The sequence below is a fragment of the Streptomyces sp. NPDC013317 genome, assembly GCF_055563155.1.
Genome location: NZ_JBVHDX010000002.1, coordinates 249,064 through 267,360 on the forward strand (window position 1 = coordinate 249,064; position 18,297 = coordinate 267,360).

The 18,297-nt window shown below is 70.0% G+C and carries 18 protein-coding genes and 1 riboswitch; of the genes, 6 read left to right on the top strand and 12 right to left on the bottom strand.

What is annotated here, in order from left to right:
• Window positions 1–3: 3 nt before the first annotated feature.
• The 9 genes from ACZ3IJ_RS05875 to ACZ3IJ_RS05915 form a co-directional block, all read right to left on the bottom strand.
• Window positions 4–681 (bottom strand): trimeric intracellular cation channel family protein, encoded by a 678-nt coding sequence (locus ACZ3IJ_RS05875; protein ID WP_467466450.1) that lies wholly within the window; start codon window positions 679–681, stop codon window positions 4–6.
• A gap of 255 nt (window positions 682–936) precedes the next feature.
• Window positions 937–2,184, bottom strand: a complete 1,248-nt coding sequence (locus ACZ3IJ_RS05880; RefSeq protein WP_467466451.1) for an ABC transporter ATP-binding protein — start codon at window positions 2,182–2,184, stop codon at window positions 937–939.
• Entirely contained in the window at window positions 2,181–3,302 is a 1,122-nt protein-coding gene (locus ACZ3IJ_RS05885; protein WP_383222135.1) for an ABC transporter ATP-binding protein, read from the bottom strand. The genes ACZ3IJ_RS05880 and ACZ3IJ_RS05885 overlap by 4 nt, the downstream gene beginning before the upstream one ends.
• Window positions 3,299–4,297, bottom strand: coding sequence for an ABC transporter permease (locus ACZ3IJ_RS05890; RefSeq protein ID WP_352189553.1), 999 nt, complete (start codon window positions 4,295–4,297; stop codon window positions 3,299–3,301). Before ACZ3IJ_RS05890 ends, ACZ3IJ_RS05885 begins: the two co-directional genes overlap by 4 nt.
• 125 nt (window positions 4,298–4,422) lie before the next feature.
• On the bottom strand, window positions 4,423–6,189 hold the full coding sequence (locus ACZ3IJ_RS05895; RefSeq protein WP_467466452.1) for an ABC transporter substrate-binding protein: 1,767 nt from the start codon (window positions 6,187–6,189) through the stop codon (window positions 4,423–4,425).
• A 128-nt stretch (window positions 6,190–6,317) separates the two neighbouring features.
• Window positions 6,318–7,322: an ABC transporter permease gene (locus tag ACZ3IJ_RS05900; RefSeq protein ID WP_467466453.1), complete on the bottom strand. Its 1,005-nt coding sequence runs from the start codon at window positions 7,320–7,322 to the stop codon at window positions 6,318–6,320.
• Window positions 7,323–7,632: 310 nt separating this feature from the next.
• Window positions 7,633–8,421 carry an enhanced serine sensitivity protein SseB C-terminal domain-containing protein gene (locus ACZ3IJ_RS05905; protein ID WP_467466454.1) on the bottom strand — a complete coding sequence of 263 codons (789 nt, stop codon included), beginning with the start codon at window positions 8,419–8,421 and terminating at the stop codon, window positions 7,633–7,635.
• 40 nt (window positions 8,422–8,461) lie between these two features.
• Window positions 8,462–9,202, bottom strand: a complete 741-nt coding sequence (locus ACZ3IJ_RS05910) for an enhanced serine sensitivity protein SseB (protein ID WP_391798331.1) — start codon at window positions 9,200–9,202, stop codon at window positions 8,462–8,464.
• A gap of 91 nt (window positions 9,203–9,293) precedes the next feature.
• The gene (locus ACZ3IJ_RS05915) at window positions 9,294–9,965 is read right to left on the bottom strand and encodes an AAA family ATPase (protein ID WP_383222125.1); all 672 of its coding nucleotides are present in this window, start codon (window positions 9,963–9,965) and stop codon (window positions 9,294–9,296) included.
• Between the two features lie 139 nt (window positions 9,966–10,104).
• Window positions 10,105–10,207, top strand: a riboswitch (glycine riboswitch).
• 159 nt (window positions 10,208–10,366) lie between these two features.
• Between ACZ3IJ_RS05915 and gcvT the strand changes: the two genes are divergently transcribed.
• The 5 genes from gcvT to ACZ3IJ_RS05940 all read left to right on the top strand — a co-directional run bounded on the left by gcvT (window position 10,367) and on the right by ACZ3IJ_RS05940 (window position 15,060).
• Window positions 10,367–11,494 (top strand): glycine cleavage system aminomethyltransferase GcvT, encoded by a 1,128-nt coding sequence (gcvT, locus tag ACZ3IJ_RS05920; RefSeq protein WP_385853296.1) that lies wholly within the window; start codon window positions 10,367–10,369, stop codon window positions 11,492–11,494.
• Window positions 11,495–11,571: 77 nt separating this feature from the next.
• Window positions 11,572–11,952: a glycine cleavage system protein GcvH gene (gene gcvH / locus ACZ3IJ_RS05925; RefSeq protein ID WP_260227860.1), complete on the top strand. Its 381-nt coding sequence runs from the start codon at window positions 11,572–11,574 to the stop codon at window positions 11,950–11,952.
• 20 nt (window positions 11,953–11,972) lie between these two features.
• Window positions 11,973–13,232 (top strand): serine hydroxymethyltransferase, encoded by a 1,260-nt coding sequence (gene glyA, locus ACZ3IJ_RS05930; protein WP_467466456.1) that lies wholly within the window; start codon window positions 11,973–11,975, stop codon window positions 13,230–13,232.
• Window positions 13,233–13,384: 152 nt separating this feature from the next.
• The gene (locus ACZ3IJ_RS05935) at window positions 13,385–14,755 is read left to right on the top strand and encodes an L-serine ammonia-lyase (RefSeq protein ID WP_467466458.1); all 1,371 of its coding nucleotides are present in this window, start codon (window positions 13,385–13,387) and stop codon (window positions 14,753–14,755) included.
• Window positions 14,756–14,904: 149 nt separating this feature from the next.
• Complete coding sequence (locus ACZ3IJ_RS05940) at window positions 14,905–15,060, top strand: hydrophobic protein (RefSeq protein ID WP_467466459.1); 156 nt, start codon at window positions 14,905–14,907, stop codon at window positions 15,058–15,060.
• A gap of 60 nt (window positions 15,061–15,120) precedes the next feature.
• Here ACZ3IJ_RS05940 and ACZ3IJ_RS05945 read toward each other — a convergent pair whose 3' ends face one another.
• On the bottom strand, window positions 15,121–15,336 hold the full coding sequence (locus tag ACZ3IJ_RS05945) for an EF-hand domain-containing protein (RefSeq protein ID WP_352189563.1): 216 nt from the start codon (window positions 15,334–15,336) through the stop codon (window positions 15,121–15,123).
• Window positions 15,337–15,440: 104 nt separating this feature from the next.
• Here ACZ3IJ_RS05945 and ACZ3IJ_RS05950 point away from each other — a divergent pair, with 104 nt between their 5' ends.
• Window positions 15,441–16,079, top strand: coding sequence for a GNAT family N-acetyltransferase (locus ACZ3IJ_RS05950; RefSeq protein WP_467466461.1), 639 nt, complete (start codon window positions 15,441–15,443; stop codon window positions 16,077–16,079).
• Window positions 16,080–16,110: 31 nt separating this feature from the next.
• Here ACZ3IJ_RS05950 and ACZ3IJ_RS05955 read toward each other — a convergent pair whose 3' ends face one another.
• Window positions 16,111–17,298, bottom strand: a complete 1,188-nt coding sequence (locus ACZ3IJ_RS05955; RefSeq protein WP_391798336.1) for a YVTN family beta-propeller repeat protein — start codon at window positions 17,296–17,298, stop codon at window positions 16,111–16,113.
• Entirely contained in the window at window positions 17,298–18,071 is a 774-nt protein-coding gene (locus tag ACZ3IJ_RS05960) for a polysaccharide deacetylase family protein (RefSeq protein ID WP_467466463.1), read from the bottom strand. Before ACZ3IJ_RS05960 ends, ACZ3IJ_RS05955 begins: the two co-directional genes overlap by 1 nt.
• Between the last annotated feature and the right edge of the window lie 226 nt (window positions 18,072–18,297).

Below are 18,297 nucleotides of genomic sequence, written 5' to 3' on the forward strand. Positions count from 1 at the left end.
ATGCTACTGAGCGGTAGCTTTTTCGGGTTCCTCGCGGGCGGAGGAACGGCGGTTCCACGCGCGGGGCGCGCGCCAGTGGTAGCGCATGGCGAGCAGGCGCAGCGCGAAGGCCAGGAGGACGGCGGCGCCGCTCGTGAACGCGTTGAGCACGTCGAACCGGATGCAGACGACGACCGTCGTGGCGCCGACGATCGCCGGCACGGCGTAGAGGTCGCGGTCCCAGCGGAGCAGGGAGGGGATCTCGTTGGCGAGCACGTCGCGCAGGACACCGCCGCCGACGGCGGTCGCGAGACCGAGGGCCGCGGAGGAGGTCAGACCGAGACCGTACTCGTACGCCTTGATGGTGCCGGTGACGGCGAAGAGCCCGAGCCCGGCGGCGTCGAAGACGTTGACGGCGGTCTGGGTGCGTTCCACCTCGGGGTGCAGGAAGAAGACGAACGCCGTGGCGACGAGCGGCATCAGGAAGTAGCCGAGGTCGGTGAAGGCGGCCGGGGGCACGGCGCCGATGATCAGGTCGCGCAGGAGCCCGCCGCCGAGGGCGGTGACCTCGGCGAGGACGGCGATGCCGAAGACGTCGAAGTTCTTCCGGACGGCCAGCAGGGCGCCGGAGATGGCGAAGACGAAGATGCCGATCAGGTCGAGGGCATGTTGTACGGAGGGACTGAACAGATCGTGGAACACGGCGCCCATTGTGACGGGTGCGAAGGGTGCCGCCGGCGGGCGCGGGCGGGGACGGGAGGTTTCCCCCCGCCCCGCCCCTCCCGGAAACCCTGACGGGCCCTGGGGCCGTCCCCACGAACCCCCGCGAGGCGGCGGCTTCGCGCCGCTCGCGCCGCAGGCCCGCCGGGCATGCGCGCGGCCCCCGCTGCCTTGTGGCAGCGGGGGCCGCGTCGCGTAGCCACACCTTCGGGCCTCACCCTCGGACGAAGCGCCGTGCTACTCCTTGGCCGTACCGCCCTCGGACGGCGCGTCACCCTCGGACGGAGCGTCCGCCTTCGACGGCGCGTCGTCCTGGGCCGGAGCGTCCACCTCCGCGGACGCGTCGTCTCCGGACGGAGCGTCCGCCTCCGCCGCGGCGACGGCCGCGGTCGAGGTGGCCGCCCCGACCGCGGTGGCCGCCTCCGTGGCCGGCGGCTTCGTGATCGACACCTCCACCGACTCCCGCGCCGACGGCACCGTCACGCCCTCCGCGTTCTCCGGGTGGTGGCACGCGACCCGCTGGCCCGGACGGAGTTCGAGCAGCGGGGGCTCCACCGTCCGGCAGACCTCCGTCGCCTTCCAGCAGCGCGTGTGGAAACGGCAGCCCGGCGGCGGGGCGATCGGGGACGGGACGTCGCCCTTCAGCAGGATGCGCTCGCTCTTCGCGCCCTTGCGGCGGGGGTCCGGGATCGGGACCGCCGACATCAGCGCCCGGGTGTACGGGTGCATCGGCGACTCGTAGAGGGACTTGCGGTCCGCGAGCTCCACGATCTTGCCGAGGTACATGACCGCGATCCGGTCCGAGACGTGCCGGATCACCGACAGGTCGTGGGCGATGATCACGTACGTCAGGCCCAGCTCGTCCTGGAGGTCGTCCAGGAGGTTCACCACCTGCGCCTGGATCGAGACGTCGAGCGCCGACACCGGCTCGTCCGCCACGACCAGCTTCGGCTTCAGGGCGAGCGCCCGCGCGATGCCGATGCGCTGGCGCTGGCCGCCCGAGAACTCGTGCGGGTAGCGGTTGTAGTGCTCCGGGTTCAGGCCGACCAGGCCGAGGAGGCGCTGGACCTCCTTCTTGACCCCGCCCTCGGGCTCCACGCCCTGGAGCTTGAACGGCGCCGAGACGATCGTGCCGACCGTGTGCCGGGGGTTCAGCGAGCCGTACGGGTCCTGGAAGATCATCTGGATGTCACGGCGCAGCGGACGCATCTTGGCCACACCGAGGTGCGAGACGTCCACACCCTCGAACTCGACCGTGCCGCCCGTCGGTTCGAGCAGCCGCGTGATCAGCCGGCCCATCGTCGACTTGCCGCAGCCCGACTCGCCGACGACGCCGAGGGTCTCCCCCGGGTACACCTCGAAGTCGATGCCGTCGACCGCCTTGACCGCCCCGACCTGGCGCTGCAGCAGCCCCTTCTTGATCGGGAAGTGCTTCACCAGGCCGTTGACCTTGAGCAGGGGCTCAGTGCTCTTGTTGTCGCTCACAGCTTCGGCGCAATCTCTTCGGTCCAGATCCGGGTCCGCTCCTCCGTCGACATGTGGCAGGCGGAGTAGTGACGGTCGGCGTGCTCGCCGCCCGTCGGCGCGAGCCGCAGCTCGGGGCGCTCGGTGCGCGTGATGCCGCCCTTGGGCACATCCGCGTACGGGCATCGCGGGTTGAAGGCACAGCCGCTGGGCACGTTGATCAGGCTGGGCGGGTTGCCCTTCACCGGGATGAGCCGCTCGGTCTGGTCGCGGTCGATCCGCGGCATCGAGCCGAGCAGGCCCCAGGTGTAGGGGTGCTGAGGCTCGTAGAAGACCGCCTCGGCCGGCCCGCGCTCCACGCACCGGCCGCCGTACATCACCAGGATGTCGTCGGCGACCTCGGCGACGACGCCCAGGTCGTGCGTGATGATGACGACCGCGGAGCCGAACTCCTTCTGCAGGTCCCGGATCAGGTCGAGGATCTGCGCCTGGACCGTCACGTCGAGCGCGGTGGTCGGCTCGTCCGCGATGAGCAGTTCGGGGTTGTTGACCAGCGCCATCGCGATCATCGCGCGCTGGCGCATACCGCCGGAGAACTCGTGCGGGTAGTTCGAGAAGCGCTTGGCCGGCTCGGGGATGCCGACCCGGTCGAGGAGTTCGACGGCCCGCTTCTTCGCGGTCTTCTTGTCGACCGGGTGGTGGACCCGGTACGCCTCCACGATCTGCGCGCCGACGGTGTAGTACGGGTGCATCGCGGAGAGCGGGTCCTGGAAGATCATCGCCATGTCGCGGCCGCGCAGCCGGCGCACGTCCTCCGGGTCGGCCGAGAGCAGCTCCCGGCCGTTGAGCCAGATCTCTCCGGAGATCCGCGCCTTCTGACGGCCGTACTGGCCGACGGTGTGCAGACCCATGATGCCGAGCGAGGTCACCGACTTGCCGGAGCCGGACTCGCCCACGATGCCGAGGGTCTTGCCCTTCTCCAGCTGGAAGGAGAGCCCGTCGACGGACTTGACCAGACCGTCGTCGGTCGGGAAGTGGATCTTCAGGTCGCGGACGTCGAGGAAGGCGTCGGACGGGGCGTTCCCGGACGCGACCGGTTCTCCCAGGGCCGCGCCGGTCTTGGTCAGCTTGTCCGTCATGCGAGCCTCACTCGGGGGTCGATCACCGCGTACAGAAGGTCCACCACGAGGTTGGCGATGACGACGGCGGCCGCGGTGATGAGCGTGACCGCCAGGATCAGCGGCAGGTCGCGGTCGCTGACCGCCTTGAAGGCCGCGTTTCCGAGGCCCGGCAGGTTGAACGCGGTCTCGGTCAGGACGGCGCCGCCCATGAGGGCGCCGAGGTCCATGCCGAAGATGGTCAGGATGGGGGTCATCGTGGAGCGCATGGCGTGCTTGCCGAGCACGACCCGCTCCTGGAGACCCTTGGCCCGTGCCGTACGGATGTAGTCCTCGCCGAGGACCTCCAGCATGGTGGCGCGGGTGAGCCGCGCGTACATCGCCGCGTACAGGAAGGCGAGCGTGATCCACGGCAGAAGCAGGCCGCCGAACCAGCTGCCGAACGAGTCGCTGATCGGCACGTACTTCGCGTCCAGCCAGCCCAGCTGGGTGCGGAAGAGGAACATCACCAGCATGGCGGTGAAGTAGATCGGGAGCGAGACACCGGCCAGGGCGGTGATCATGGCCGCGCGGTCGACGGCCGTGCCGCGCTTGAGCGCGGAGAGCACGCCGGTGGCCACGCCCATCACGAGCCACAGCAGGGCCGCGCCGATGACCATGGAGATCGTGACCGGGATCCGGTCGACGAGCAGGGTCCAGACGTCCTGTTCCGTACGGAACGAGTAGCCGAAGCAGGGCGCCGCGCAGTGGATGGTGTCGCCGCCGCCGGTGTAGTCCCGGCCGACGAAGATTCCGGAGACGAAGTGCCAGAACTGCACCAGGATCGGCTCGTCCAGGCCCAGCTTCTGGCGGACGCCCTCGATGGAAGCCGGATCCGCCTGCTTGCCGACGAACATCGCGGCAGGGTCGCTGCCGGTCAGCTTGGGGATGAGGAAGAAGATGCTGAGCGTCACCAGGGTGACGACCATCAGCATCACTGCGACGGCGAAGAGCCGTCGAACGAGATATGCAAGCATGCGGTCGGCCGTCCGGTGGCCGGGGATCCCGGTCGGGATCCCCGGCCACCGTGAGCGGCCATCACCTGCCCTTCGGACCTAGCGGCGGGTGGTGCGCCGTTGGAGCGGGTGGATTGACTCTGGACTTACTTCATGACGCCGAGCGACGCGTAGTCGTAGCGGCCGTTGTAGGCGTCGGCCGTGTAGACGTTGGTCAGTCGCGAGGAGCGCCAGATGATGTTCTTCTCGTGCGTGAAGGGCAGGTAGACCGCGGCCTCGGAGACCTTGGTGTTGATCTGCTTGTAGAGCTCGCCGGCCTTGGCCGGGTCGGTCTCCTTCAGCGCCTGGTCGAACAGGCCGTTGACGGCCGGGTCGTTCAGCTCCGAGAAGTTGTTGTTACCGCTCTGCAGGATGAAGCGGCCGTCGACCAGCGGCTGCAGGAAGCCCTGGCCCGACGGGAAGTCGGCGCCCCAGCCCATGATGATGATGCCGTAGCCCTTCTCCTTGACCACCTTCGGCGAACCGATGATGCCGGAGGTCTGGGCGCCGTCGAACTGGTCGATCTGGGCGTCGATGCCGACGGCCTTCAGCGACTGCTGGAGGGACTCGGCGGTGGCGATCTCGATCGGCTTGTTGTTGCGGACCGCGATGGTGGTCTTGAAGCCGTTCGGCTTACCGCACTTCTGCAGCGCCTCCTTGGCCTTCGCGACGTCCGCCTTGCCGGCCAGCTTGCCGTACGGGTCGGCCTTCGGGTCGGCACCCTTGATCGCCGGCGGCAGCATGTTGGCGGCGATGTCGCCACCGGCCTGCGGGCCGCCACGGGCGGTCTGGAGGGACTTGGAGTCGGCCGCGTAGATGATCGCCTTGCGGCACTCGACGTTGTCGATGACCGTCTGCGGGAAGACCGCGTAGCGGATGAAGCCGGTCTGCGGGTTGTCCGCGTTCTCCTTGTGCTGCTGGAGCACCTTGGCACGGGCCGCCGCGCCGACGCCGGTGGCGTTGAGGTCGAGGTCGTACTCGCCCTCGATGAGACGGTTGTCCATGTCGTCGGCGTTCGTGGTGAACGTGACGCTGATCTTGTCCGGCAGGGCCTTGCGGACGGTGTCCGTCTTGGCGTCCCACTTGTCGTTGCGGACGAGCAGCATCGACTTGTTGGGGGTGTACTCCTGCCACTTGTACGGGCCGGAGGAGAAGGGCTTCAGGCCGTACTTGGCCTTGGTGTCCTTGTCCTGGCGGACCGGGGAGGCGGCGGGCATGGCCAGCATCTGCAGGAAGTCACCGTTGGCGACCGGCAGCTTGAAGATGATGGTCTTGTCGTCCGGCGTCTCGATCGCCTTCAGGCCGAGCTTGTCCGCGGAGGTGTCCTTGTAGGGACCCTTGTACTCGCCCTTGGGGTCGAGGACCTGCTGGAGGTAGATCGGACCGCCGGAGATGACGTCCTGGGCCCAGATGCGCTCGATGCCGTACTTGATGTCCTTGGAGGTGATCGGCTTGCCGTCCTCCCAGGTCACCCCGTCCTTCAGCGTGAAGGTGTAGGTGAGGCCGTCGGGCGAGACCTTGCCGGCGTCGGTGGCGAGGTCGGGGACCAGCTCGGTGGAGGCGGCGCCCGGCTCGGCCTTGAAGGTGACCAGCTGACGCGTGTAGTAGCGCGCGAAGTCCCACACGAAGCCGTAGTAGCCGCGCTGCGGGTCCCACGAGTCGGCCTCCTGCGAGCCGATGAACTTCAGCTCGCCGCCCTTCTTGTCGGAGGCGTTGGCGACCTTGTTCACGGCGGCGTTGAAGCCGGCCGCGCCGGCCTTGCCCTTGTCGCCGTCGCCGCTGCCGCCGCCACAGGCGGTGGTGACGACCATCGTGGCCGCGGCGAGCAGCGCACCGGCGGCGATTCTGCGCCGCGAAGAGCTGTTCAGAGTCATGGTCTCGCAACCTCCGGAATAGTGGCGGCCGTCGAAGCGGTCCGCCGGTCTTGACTGCCTCCTGTCACCAGCGGCAGGGGCGGGGTCGTACGGGCGTGCGGGCGGTCTGGTGGGTGCCGAGCGGGTGCTCAGCGGGCACCCTTCGGGTCGAGCGCGTCACGCACGCCGTCGCCGAAGAGGTTGAACGCCAGAACGGTGATGAAGATCGCGAGGCCGGGGAACACCATGAACAGCGGATCCGCCTCATAGGTGTTGACGGCCTTCGACAGCATCTGCCCCCAGGAAGCGGTGGGAGGCTTCACTCCCGCGCCGAGGAAGCTGAGCGCGGCCTCGGTGAGGATGTTGGTGGGGATCATGAGGGTCGCGTAGACCGTGATCGGGGCGATCAGGTTGGGGAGCAGCTCCCGGCGCAGGATGTAGAGCCGGCCGGCGCCCAGGCTGCGGGCGGCCTCCACGTACTCGCGCTCACGCAGCGAGAGGGTCTGGCCGCGGACGATCCGGCCGACGTACGGCCAGCCGAAGAAGCCGATCACGATCACCAGGGCACCGATGCGGACGCCCGAACCCTCGATCCCGAAGAGCTCGTTGGGGAGCACGGAGACCAGGGCGATGGTGAAGAGCAGCTGGGGGAAGGCGAGCATGACGTCCATGACACGGCTGAGCGCCGCGTCGACCCAGCCGCCGAAGTAGCCCGCGACGATGCCGAGGATCGTGCCGAGGACGACGGCGAAGACCGCCGCGAGGAAGGCGACGAGCAGGGAGATGCGGGCGCCGTAGACGATGCGGCTGAAGACGTCACGGCCGTTGACCGGCTCGACTCCGAGCAGGAAGTCGGAGGTGATCCCGCCGTAGGAGCCGATCGGGGTGCCGAAGAGCGGGTCGATCTGGTCCTCGTGGAACTCGTCCGGCGGGTGGCCGAGGAGACCCACGATGAGCGGTGCGCAGACGGCGACCAGGATCAGGAACAGCACGATCGCGCCGCCCGCGAGGGCGATCTTGTCCCGCTTCAGCCGCATCCAGGCGATCTGCCAGGGGGAGCGCCCCTCGATCGTCTTGCCCGGCGGCGCGTCGGGCACGGCGTCGACGGCGGTGGTCGCGTCGACCACGCTCGTCTCGTGCAGTGGTGCCGTCATCGTGGTCAGGACCCCTCTCGGCCGCCGGTAGCCGGCCCTTGCCCGCCGCGGGTAGCGGCTTGGTGGAACAACTGCGGGACAGCGGCCAGGAGGCCGAACGCCCGGTGTTCCGGGGAGTCTTCAATGGGTTCGCGATCACCCGCCAGACCTCACGATGAATGTTTGCTCAACCGTGATGCGGTTCGTTGCCTTCCGTTATCCGGACGCTGAGATCACGTCAGCGGACCATCTCGCCCGCTATTCGGTCAGAACGGACATGTAGCCCAACCCCTGGGATACATGCGCCGATTGGGGTGACGGAAGGGGCGTATCAGTACGCGCGGGGTGCGGCCGGAGGGTAGCCGTAGCCGGGCGTGTGCGGCGCGGGGGCGGCGTGCGCGTCACGGTCGTAGAACGGCCGCGCGTTGGCCCGCAGCCACATCGCGACGGGGTCGTACGCATCGGACATCGCGACCGTCGAGACGGGCAGCCCGTCGGGTACGCCGGAGATCGACTGGCGCATCATCGCCCGTACCGACTCGACGGAGGCGGCGGAGGTGTCGTACAGGTCGAGACCGATGGCGAGGTACGGAGATCCCACCGAGGGCTGCACCCAGGCACGGCGCAGCGCCCTGACGGCAGGGGTGCGATGGGCGTTCTGGGTCAGAAGGGCATAGAACTGGGGGATTTCCAGCGCGGGTTCCGAGAGCCGCAGCGGTCCGGCGGGCATCCGGTCGAGACCGGTGGCGATCCGGCGGAGGTCGGTCCAGGGGATGCCGACGCCTCCGCCCGTCTCGTGCGGATTGAGCCAGATCCCCCAGCGGTCGGGGTAGAGAGCGCGGGCGATCTCCCGGCCGGTGACGACCTCGTGCGCGCGGTTCCAGCCGGAGGCGGCGAGCTCCTGGGCGGAGGTGACGCACGGGGCGTACCCGAAGCCGTCGACCTCCATGTTCCCGTACTGGGCCTCGGGCGCGCCGGGGGTGCCCTGCCACAGCAGCATCCAGACGCTGCCGTCGGCGAGGGCGTGCAGCAGCTGCTCGTACGCGTCGTAGCGTCCGGGTGCCACCTGGCGCAGCATGTGCTCGACCTGTCCGGCCGCAGCGGTGCCTGACGCGCTCACCCTGGTTCCCGCCCCTCTTCCGTCCACCGCACCAGCTTAATTACAGGGAGGCCCGCTGATAGAAGGGGCGCACCCGCTCCAGCATCCAGTCGCCCACCGGGTCCTGCGCGACGTCGAGCAGGATCAGGTTGACGGGCCAGGCGACCTCGACCCGGCCGAGCGCGCGGCCGAGGGCGTCGAGCGGGGCGTTCCGGTCGACGCCGTCCCAGGCGACGAGCTCCACGCCGACGAAGAGGGCCGGCTCGGTGCCCTCCACGCTGGCCAGGGCGCGGCGGGCGGAGACCACGACACCGGTGGCCTCGAACTCGGCGGCCGCGGCGGAGAGGAAGTCGACGGGGTCGTCCTGCCAGTCGGGCTCGAACAGCCGGACCCGGCCACCGCTCGCGGGGCCGTCCAGCGGGGTGCGTCCGACACGGCAGAGCTCGGCGACGGCGGGCGGCGGCAGCGGGGCGCCGACGGTGCCTCCGGGGTTCACGGCGATACCGAGCTGCGGTGGCAGACCGCGGGCGAATTCACGGGCGGGCGCGACGGTGAAGGACATGTGGCTGCCGACGCAGGCGAGGAACTGCTGCTCGGAGCTGAAGACGGGGACGTACGGGAGTCCGTCGATCTCCAGCGTGGGCAGGTCGAGGTCCCGGCTCTCGGGGCTGCCGCCGTTGGGCAGCGGCACCCAGACGGGGCTCCGGCCGAGCACCTCCACGAGCCGGCCTCCGGCGGAGGCGTTGCCGAGCGAGGCCGCGAGGACCTCTTCGAGCTCGTTGCCCGGCCACGTAACGTCCACGGTTCCCGTATCCCCTTCTCGCGCGCCCTGGTCACGACGCCCTCGGGGCAGAACCCTAACGCCGCCCTGATGTCGTCGTGGCCAAAAGTACTCAGTGGGCGGCGCGGAAGGCGATCGTGCGCAGAGCGCCCGCGGCGTCCCGGTCGAGCAGGGTCGCCGAGGCGCAGCCGCGGGGCAGGCGGCCCGACTCGACGGAGCCGATCATCCGGCCGACGGCCCGGCGGTGGCGGGCGAAGGCGTACCCGGAGACCCCGCGGCCGCGCTCGCGCTGTCCCTCGCGGGCGGTGTCGGGGGTGACGTCGAGCAGGATCAGGTGCAGGGCGCGGCCGCGGCGGCGGGCCTCGCGGGCCAGCCAGTTCCGCACCCAGGACTGGGTGCCGCAGTCGTGGACGACGACGCTCCGTCCGGAGCGCAGCGCCCGCCACAGCCCGGCGTAGTGGGCGATCCGGGCCAGGGGGCGGTAGACCGCGTACGGCAGGAAACCGGGCAGCCGGGCCTCCCAGCGCTCGCGGGCGTCCTGGGAGTCGATGCCCAGACCCTGGGCCGCGCGCCGCATCAGGGTCGACTTGCCGCTTCCGGGCAGCCCGGAGACGACCACGAGGTCGCCCGCGGCGAAGGCGAGCGTCCGGGGACCCCGGCCGCCGCGCTCGCGCAGGTCCCGCAGCAGGGGCGCGGCGAAGCGGCGCCTTCGCGTCCTGGCGCGGGCGCGCTGGGCCGGTATGCCCGTGCCCGTCGCGTATGCGCCGCTGTGCTGGAACGTCATCTTTTCTCCCCCTGTCGGGTCCCGGAGACCCCTGCCCACAAAGTGTAAAGAAGGGGTAATGAGGCACAAGCGATTTGCCGATCGGACACCGCATGCAATGATGTGCGCGCCAAGCGCACACAACCGCATACCGGCCGCTCGAATCCGCGCGGGAGAGTCCCGGAACCACCACGGTGGGCCCCGGGCGCCGAAGGAGCAAGACCCTCCCTTGAATCTCTCAGGCCCCGTACCGCGTGGATGAGGCAGATCTGAAAAGCGGGACGCCCCAGGCGTTCCCACCCAAGGTGCAAGCCGAACTCTCGGAGACGAGATGCCCTCGGTGAACCTCTCAGGTTCCATGACAGATGGGGAGGACGTCCTCGCCCGTCATGTTTTCCGCCCTTGGGACCCGGGAGCCACCCATGAGCACGTCTGCCCCCCGTCTGACCGCCCTCGATGCCCTGCATCGGTCCCTGGGCGCGACCATGACCGACTTCGCCGGCTGGGACATGCCGCTGCGCTACGGCAGCGAGCGTGACGAGCACAACGCCGTCCGCACCAAGGCGGGCCTCTTCGACCTCTCCCACATGGGCGAGATCACGGTCACCGGCCCGCAGGCCGTCGAGCTCCTCGACTTCGCCCTCGTCGGCAACATCTCCACCGTCGGCGTGGGCCGCGCCCGCTACACGATGATCTGCCAGGAGGACGGCGGCATCCTCGACGACCTGATCGTGTACCGCCTCGGCGAGACGGAGTACATGGTCGTCGCCAACGCCTCCAACGCGCAGATCGTCCTCGACGCGCTGACCGGGCGCGCGGCCGGCTTCGACGCCGAGGTGCGCGACGACCGGGACGCGTACGCCCTGCTCGCCGTCCAGGGCCCGGAGTCCCCCGGCATCCTGAAGTCGCTCACCGACGCCGACCTGGACGGTCTGAAGTACTACGCCGGCCTCCCGGGCACGGTCGCCGGGGTCCCCGCGCTGATCGCCCGCACCGGCTACACCGGCGAGGACGGCTTCGAGCTGTTCCTGAAGCCGGAGCACGCCGAGGGCGTCTGGAAGGCGCTGACCGAGGCCGGAGCCCCGGTCGGCCTGATCCCGTGCGGCCTCTCCTGCCGTGACACGCTCCGCCTGGAGGCGGGCATGCCGCTGTACGGGCACGAGCTGACGACCTCGCTCACTCCGTTCGACGCGGGCCTGGGGCGGGTCGTGAAGTTCGAGAAGACGACCAACGAGGGTCGCTTCGTCGGCCGTGAGGCGCTGGAGAAGGCCGCCGAGCGCGCCGAGACCGCGCCGCCGCGCAAGCTGGTCGGCCTGATCGCCGAGGGCCGCCGCGTCCCGCGGGCCGGCTTCTCCGTCGTCGCGGACGGCCAGGTCGTGGGCGAGGTCACCTCCGGTGCCCCGTCGCCCACCCTCGGTAAGCCGATCGCCATGGCGTACGTGGACGCGGCGCACGCCGAGCCCGGCACGCAGGGTGTAGGTGTGGACATCCGCGGCACCCACGAGCCGTACGAGGTCGTGGCGCTGCCCTTCTACAAGCGCCAGAAGTGACGCATCCGTCTCGTCCGGCGTCTCACCCCGCAAGACCCACGTTCATCAGCACTCGTCCGATCCAGGAGAATCAGGTCATGAGCAACCCCCAGCAGCTGCGCTACACCAAGGAGCACGAGTGGCTGTCGGCCGCCGAGGACGGCGTCGCGACGGTCGGCATCACGGAGTTCGCGGCCAACGCGCTCGGTGACGTCGTCTACGCCCAGCTCCCGGAGGTCGGCGACACGGTGACCGCGGGCGAGACCTGCGGCGAGCTGGAGTCGACCAAGTCCGTCAGCGACCTGTACTCCCCGGTCACCGGTGAGGTCGTGGCGGCCAACCAGGACGTGGTGGACGACCCGTCGCTGGTGAACACCGCTCCGTTCGAGGGTGGCTGGCTGTTCAAGGTGCGCGTCACCGGAGAGCCGGACGACCTGCTGACCGCCGACGCGTACGCCGAGTTCTCCGCCGGGAACTGAGACCCCTTAGGGATCGATTCATGTCTGTGCTGAACACCCCTCTCCACGAGCTGGACCCGGAAGTCGCCGCCACGGTCGACGCCGAGCTCCACCGCCAGCAGTCCACCCTCGAGATGATCGCCTCGGAGAACTTCGCTCCGCTGTCGGTCATGGAGGCCCAGGGTTCGGTCCTCACCAACAAGTACGCCGAGGGCTACCCGGGCCGCCGCTACTACGGCGGCTGTGAGCACGTCGACGTGGCCGAGCAGATCGCCATCGACCGGATCAAGGACCTGTTCGGCGCCGAGTACGCGAACGTCCAGCCGCACTCCGGCGCGTCCGCGAACCAGGCCGCGCTCTTCGCGATGGCCCAGCCCGGCGACACGATCCTCGGTCTGGACCTGGCCCACGGCGGTCACCTGACCCACGGCATGCGCCTGAACTTCTCCGGCAAGCAGTTCAACGTGGTCGCTTACCACGTCGACGACGCCGGCCTGGTCGACATGGCCGAGGTCGAGCGGCTGGCCAAGGAGCACCGCCCCAAGGTGATCATCGCGGGCTGGTCCGCCTACCCGCGTCAGCTGGACTTCGCCGAGTTCCGCCGGATCGCCGACGAGGTCGAGGCGTTCCTCTGGGTCGACATGGCCCACTTCGCGGGTCTGGTCGCGGCCGGCCTGCACCCGAACCCGGTCGAGTACGCGGACGTGGTGACCTCCACCACGCACAAGACCCTCGGCGGCCCGCGCGGCGGTGTCATCCTGGCGAAGCAGGCGTTCGCCAAGAAGATGAACTCCTCGGTCTTCCCCGGCTTCCAGGGCGGCCCGCTGGAGCACGTGATCGCGGCCAAGGCCGTCTCCTTCAAGATCGCGGCCTCGGAGGAGTTCAAGGAGCGCCAGCAGCGCACGCTGGACGGCGCCCGGATCCTCGCCGAGCGCCTGGTCCAGGAGGACGTCACCGCGCACGGCGTCTCGGTCCTGTCCGGCGGTACGGACGTGCACCTGGTCCTGGTGGACCTGCGCAACTCCGAGCTGGACGGCCAGGCGGCCGAGGACCGGCTGCACGAGCTCGGCATCACCGTCAACCGGAACGCGATCCCGAACGACCCGCGTCCGCCGATGGTGACCTCGGGTCTGCGCATCGGTACGCCGGCGCTCGCGACCCGCGGCTTCGACGCCGAGGACTTCCGTGAGGTGGCCGACATCATCGCGGAGGCCCTGAAGCCCGGCTTCGACGCCGACGCGCTGAAGGCCCGGGTGACCGCACTCGCGCAGAAGCACCCGCTGTACCCCGGCCTGAAGTAATTTCGTACGCTTTAGTTCCAGAGCTCGTCCGTACGAAACTTCCGGGGCACCGCGCACACTGGACAGTGAGCGCGGTGCCCCACCCCCTTTTTCCTGCTGTTCTGCACCACCCCGGCAGACAACGGCGTCTAGCCCCCCACAAGGAGTTCCCCGTGGCCATCTCGGTCTTCGACCTGTTCTCGATCGGCATCGGCCCGTCCAGCTCCCACACGGTGGGGCCTATGCGGGCGGCCAGGATGTTCGCCCGCCGGCTGAAGAACGAGGGCCTCCTCGCCCACACCGCGTCGATACGGGCCGAGCTGTACGGCTCGCTGGGCGCGACCGGCCACGGCCACGGCACGCCGAAGGCGGTCCTGCTGGGCCTGGAGGGCAACTCTCCGCGCACGGTCGACGTCGAGTCGGCGGACGACGAGGTCGAGCGGATCAAGTCGAGCGGCCGGATCAACCTGCTCGGGGCGCACGAGATCCCCTTCGACTTCGACGAGGACCTGATCCTGCACCGCCGCAAGGCGCTGCCGTACCACGCCAACGGCATGACGATCTTCGCGTACGACGCGGAGGGCGCGCTCGTCCTGGAGAAGACGTACTACTCGGTCGGCGGCGGCTTCGTCGTGGACGAGGACGCGGTCGAGGGGGAGAGCCCGATCGTCCCGGACGACACGGTCCTGAAGTACCCCTTCCGCACCGGTGACGAGCTGCTGCGCCTGGCGAAGGAGACCGGCCTGTCGATCTCCGCGCTCATGCTGGAGAACGAGAAGGCCTGGCGCACCGAGGACGAGATCCGGGCGGGCCTGCTGGAGATCTGGCGGGTCATGCAGGCCTGCGTCTCGCGCGGCATGTCCCGCGAGGGCATCCTGCCCGGCGGTCTGAAGGTCCGCCGCCGCGCCGCGAACACGGCCCGCAAGCTGCGCTCCGAGGGCGACCCGGCGTCGCTGGCGATGGAGTGGATCACGCTCTACGCGATGGCCGTGAACGAGGAGAACGCGGCGGGCGGCCGCGTGGTCACCGCCCCGACGAACGGCGCGGCGGGCATCATCCCGGCGGTCCTGCACTACTACATGAACTTCGTGCCCGGAGCGGACGAGGACGGCGTGGTCCGCTTCCTCCTCGCGGCCGGCGCGGTCGGCATGCTCTTCAAGGAGAACGCCTCGATCTCCGGCGCCGAGGTGGGCTGCCAGGGCGAGGTCGGCTCGGCCTGCTCGATGGCGGCGGGCGCGCTCGCCGAGGTCATGGGCGGCAGCCCGGAGCAGGTCGAGAACGCGGCCGAGATCGGCATGGAGCACAACCTCGGCCTCACCTGCGACCCGGTCGGCGGCCTGGTCCAGATCCCGTGCATCGAGCGCAACGGCATGGCGGCGGTGAAGGCGGTCACGGCGGCGAAGATGGCCCTGCGGGGCGACGGCAGCCACATGGTCTCGCTCGACAAGGTCATCAAGACGATGAAGGAGACCGGCGCGGACATGTCGGTCAAGTACAAGGAGACCGCCCGCGGCGGTCTGGCGGTGAACATCATCGAGTGCTGAGCCCTCGGGCCGCCGGCGTGATCGGGAGTCTCGGAGCCGGCCGCGGCGTCGGCCCGGGCCCTCGCCGGACGCCCGCGTCGGCAAGGGCAGGCATGGGGCGGAGCATCGTGGGCACTCGCTGGGGGACTCACTACCACGGAGGTGTCGCCATGGTCCCGCTGCTCATCGTGTTGGCCCTGATCCTGATTCTCTTCGGAGCAGGGTTCGCGGCCGACGTGCTCTGGTTCATCGCCATCGCCGTGCTGGTGCTGTGGGTGCTCGGGTTCTTCATGCGCAGCAGCGGGGCGCGTTGGTATCGCTGGTGAGGTTCACCGGCGGACCGGACGGGCGGCGAGTCGTTCGCCGCCCGTCCCGCTTCCGGTGGGTCAGGCCTTGTTGAGGTGCGCCCAGAACTCGTCCCAGGACAGCTTGCCGTCGCCGTTGTCGTCACGCTGCTTGATGAGCGCCTCGGCGACCGTCTCGGTGACGTTGAAGTCACCCAGCTGAGCCATGACGCTCTTGTACTCGGCGGCCGTGATGAGACCGTCCCCGTCCACGTCGAACCGCTCGAACGCCGTGCGTGCCGACTCGATGTCCGCCACTGATTCCGCCCCTTCTCGATGCTTCGATGTCGGGGGAAAGATTATCGGGCGGTCCGCCGGGTCCGGCCGCCGGGCCATGGCGGAACGTGGGAGATCATGGGGGTATGAGCGACGAGGTGGCACGGATCCTGGCGGCTGCGGCGCGGGGGCAGTTCCCGCCGCCGGACGGTACGACGACCGTCGTCCCGCCGCCGAACGACCGGGACGCCGGCGTCCTCGCCTTCACCGCGCACTCGGTCGTCTTCACGGACGCGGATCCCGCCTGGGTACGGGCCGAGCTGGCGGCCACCTCCAGTGACCCGCTGGCCGCCTCGATGAACCCGGGCTTCCTGCTCGCCCTGATGCGGCACACGGGCCGGCGGATGAACACCATCGACCTGCTGACGGTCGCCCCGGCGCTGCCCGGGGAGCCGGAGCTGGCGCTGCGGGAGATCGAGGACCCGGAGCACCCCCGGGTGGCGCGGGCGCTGAAGTTCCGCGACGACGTGCGGGTGTGGGCCGCAGACGGCGGGGTGGTGATCCTGGGGCGCGGCGTGGCCGGCCGCTGGGAGGCGGCCATCGAGGTCGACGAGGGCGTCAGGCACCGCGGGATCGGCCGGGCGCTGGCCCTCGCCGCCCGGCATCTGACGCCGGGCGACGTGGTGTGGGCGCAGCAGTCCCCCGGCAACGCCCGCAGTGTCCGCGTCTTCCAGGCGGCGGGGTACCGCCCGGTGGCCTCCGAGGCCCTTCTGACGGCGGACTGATCACCACCGGGCCCCCTCCGGCGCGCGGGGATCAGCGGAAGACGCCCGTGTGGCCGAGGGAGTAGCGGCCGGGCTGGGGGTAGACGGCGAGGCCGTGGGGGCCGCCGCCGACCGGGATGCGGGCCAGCTGCTCGCCGGTCGTGGTGTCGATCGCGTACACCTCGGAGTGGTAACGGCCGGACAGCCACAGCACCTTGCCGTCGGCGGAGACCCCGCCCATGTCCGGTGAGCCGCCGTTCGGCAGGCGCCACTTCTTGGTCAGCTTGTTCTGGCCGAAGTCGAAGACCGAGACGGATCCCTCACCGCGGTTGGGGATGTACATCTCCTTGGAGTCGCGGGAGATGTAGAGGCCGTGGGCGCCCTTGCCGGTCGGCATCAGCTGTGGCGTGGTGAACTTCTCGCCGTCCAGGACCCACATGCCGTGGGCCATCATGTCGGCGATGTAGAAGGTCTTGCCGTCCGGGGAGATCTTCACGTCCTGCGGCATGGCGCCCTGGAGGGGCAGCTTCTGCTGGCCGATGACCTCCATCTTCGCCGTGTCGACCTTCAGGAGCTCGCCGGAGAACTCGCAGGAGACGACGAAGTACCGGCCGTCCGCGGAGAAGTCGGCGTGGTTGACGCCGTAGCAGGAGACCGGGACGGACTTCTTCCGCTCCATGGTGTGCGGGTCGCGGAAGACCAGCTCGCGGTCGAGGGAGGCCATGACGACGGCGTACTTCCCGTCGGGCGTGAAGTACAGGTTGTACGGGTCGTGGACCTCGACCGGCTTGCCCGCGACGCCGGTGGCCGGGTCGATCGGGGTGAGCGTGTGGCCGCGGTTGTTGTTGACCCAGAGGGTCTTCAGGTCCCAGGACGGGACGACGTGCTGGGGCTGGATGCCGACCGGGATGGTCTCGATGACCTTGTACGTCGCCGGGTCGATGACCGAGACCGTGTTGGAGTTGGTGTTGGGCACGTAGACCCGGGACGGGAAGTCCTTGACGACGGGCGAGAGCCTGCCGGGCCGGTCCGCCGCGTAGATGTCGTCCGGGTCGAGGACCGGCGGCATGCCGGGCAGTCCGGCCGGGGCGGCCTTCTTCGGCGGGGCGGGAACGGCGGCGGCCTCCTTCTTGGCACCGCCCCGGGGTTCGGGCGCCTCGTCGGCGATGCCGCATCCGGCGAGCGCGGTGAGCAGGGCGGCGGCGAGGAGGCTCTTCGTACGCGTGGTGAGTGGCGGCATCAGGTCAGCAGCTCCGTGGTCGTCACCGCGCGCAGGCCGCGGCGGTCGAGGTCGGCGAGGAGAGGCGGCAGCGCGGCGAGGGTGTCCGCGTAGCCGAGGTGCAGGCTCACCACGGATCCGCCCCGGATCTGTCCGGTGACGGTGCGGACGACGGCCGGTCCGCCGGGCGAGGTGTGGTCGAGGGAGTCGACGTCGTACGAGAGGACGTGCGGGTAGCCGGCGCGGGCGGCCGCGCGCAGGACGGTCTCCGAGGCGCGGCGGGTCCTGGAGGGCCGGAACCAGGTGCCGATGGAGCCGGTGAGGCGCCGCAGCCGGGTGGCACAGGCCGCGATCTCGGCGTACGCCTCCGCCTCGGCCATCGCGTTGACGTCGATGTGGCGCTGGGTGTGGTTGCCGAGGTCGTGGCCGCCGTCGAGGATCCGGCGGGCGATCTCGGGGTACCGGTCGAGCCACTCGCCGACGGCGAGGACGGTGACCCGGGCACCGCCCTTCTCGGCCTCGGCGAGCACGGCACGGGCGAGGGCGGGGTCGCCCGCGCCGTGGAAGGTGAGGGCGACCCGGGGGTGGTCGCGCGGGCCGCTCTCGATCTCGGCGGGGAGGCCGGCGAACCGGCGGGGAGCCGGTGCGGCGGGCTTCGCGGCGGGGTCGGGACCGCGCGGCGCGGGGCGTCGCGGCGGCGGGCCGGTCTCCGTGCCGCAGGCGGTGGTGAGGGCCCCCGCGAGGGCGGCCGCCGCACCGGCCCGCAGTGCGGCACGACGGTCGGTGAGGGTCACGCGCCCATTAAAAGGGTGAGATGCCCGAAAAATAACGATTAAGCCAATTCAGGACGTTTGCAGACCCCTGCCGGGTGTCCGACATGCGGACGCGGCGAGGAAACACCCGATGAACACCATACCTATTCAGCATTTATAAGGGTGGTGCTCCATGTCACCAACGATTCATTGGTGAACTATGCAGTTTTGACCGATATTGACCCTATAAGGACTTTTGGCGACAAGG

Coding starts and splice junctions, on each gene's coding strand:
- gcvT (WP_385853296.1), top strand. CDS start 10,367: ATGAGCACGTCTGCCCCCCGTCTGACCGCCCTCGATGCCCTGCATCGG.
- glyA (WP_467466456.1), top strand. CDS start 11,973: ATGTCTGTGCTGAACACCCCTCTCCACGAGCTGGACCCGGAAGTCGCC.
- ACZ3IJ_RS05900 (WP_467466453.1), bottom strand. CDS start 7,322: ATGACGGCACCACTGCACGAGACGAGCGTGGTCGACGCGACCACCGCC.
- ACZ3IJ_RS05890 (WP_352189553.1), bottom strand. CDS start 4,297: ATGCTTGCATATCTCGTTCGACGGCTCTTCGCCGTCGCAGTGATGCTG.
- ACZ3IJ_RS05885 (WP_383222135.1), bottom strand. CDS start 3,302: ATGACGGACAAGCTGACCAAGACCGGCGCGGCCCTGGGAGAACCGGTC.
- gcvH (WP_260227860.1), top strand. CDS start 11,572: ATGAGCAACCCCCAGCAGCTGCGCTACACCAAGGAGCACGAGTGGCTG.
- ACZ3IJ_RS05940 (WP_467466459.1), top strand. CDS start 14,905: ATGGTCCCGCTGCTCATCGTGTTGGCCCTGATCCTGATTCTCTTCGGA.
- ACZ3IJ_RS05895 (WP_467466452.1), bottom strand. CDS start 6,189: ATGACTCTGAACAGCTCTTCGCGGCGCAGAATCGCCGCCGGTGCGCTG.
- ACZ3IJ_RS05950 (WP_467466461.1), top strand. CDS start 15,441: ATGAGCGACGAGGTGGCACGGATCCTGGCGGCTGCGGCGCGGGGGCAG.
- ACZ3IJ_RS05915 (WP_383222125.1), bottom strand. CDS start 9,965: ATGACGTTCCAGCACAGCGGCGCATACGCGACGGGCACGGGCATACCG.
- ACZ3IJ_RS05955 (WP_391798336.1), bottom strand. CDS start 17,298: ATGCCGCCACTCACCACGCGTACGAAGAGCCTCCTCGCCGCCGCCCTG.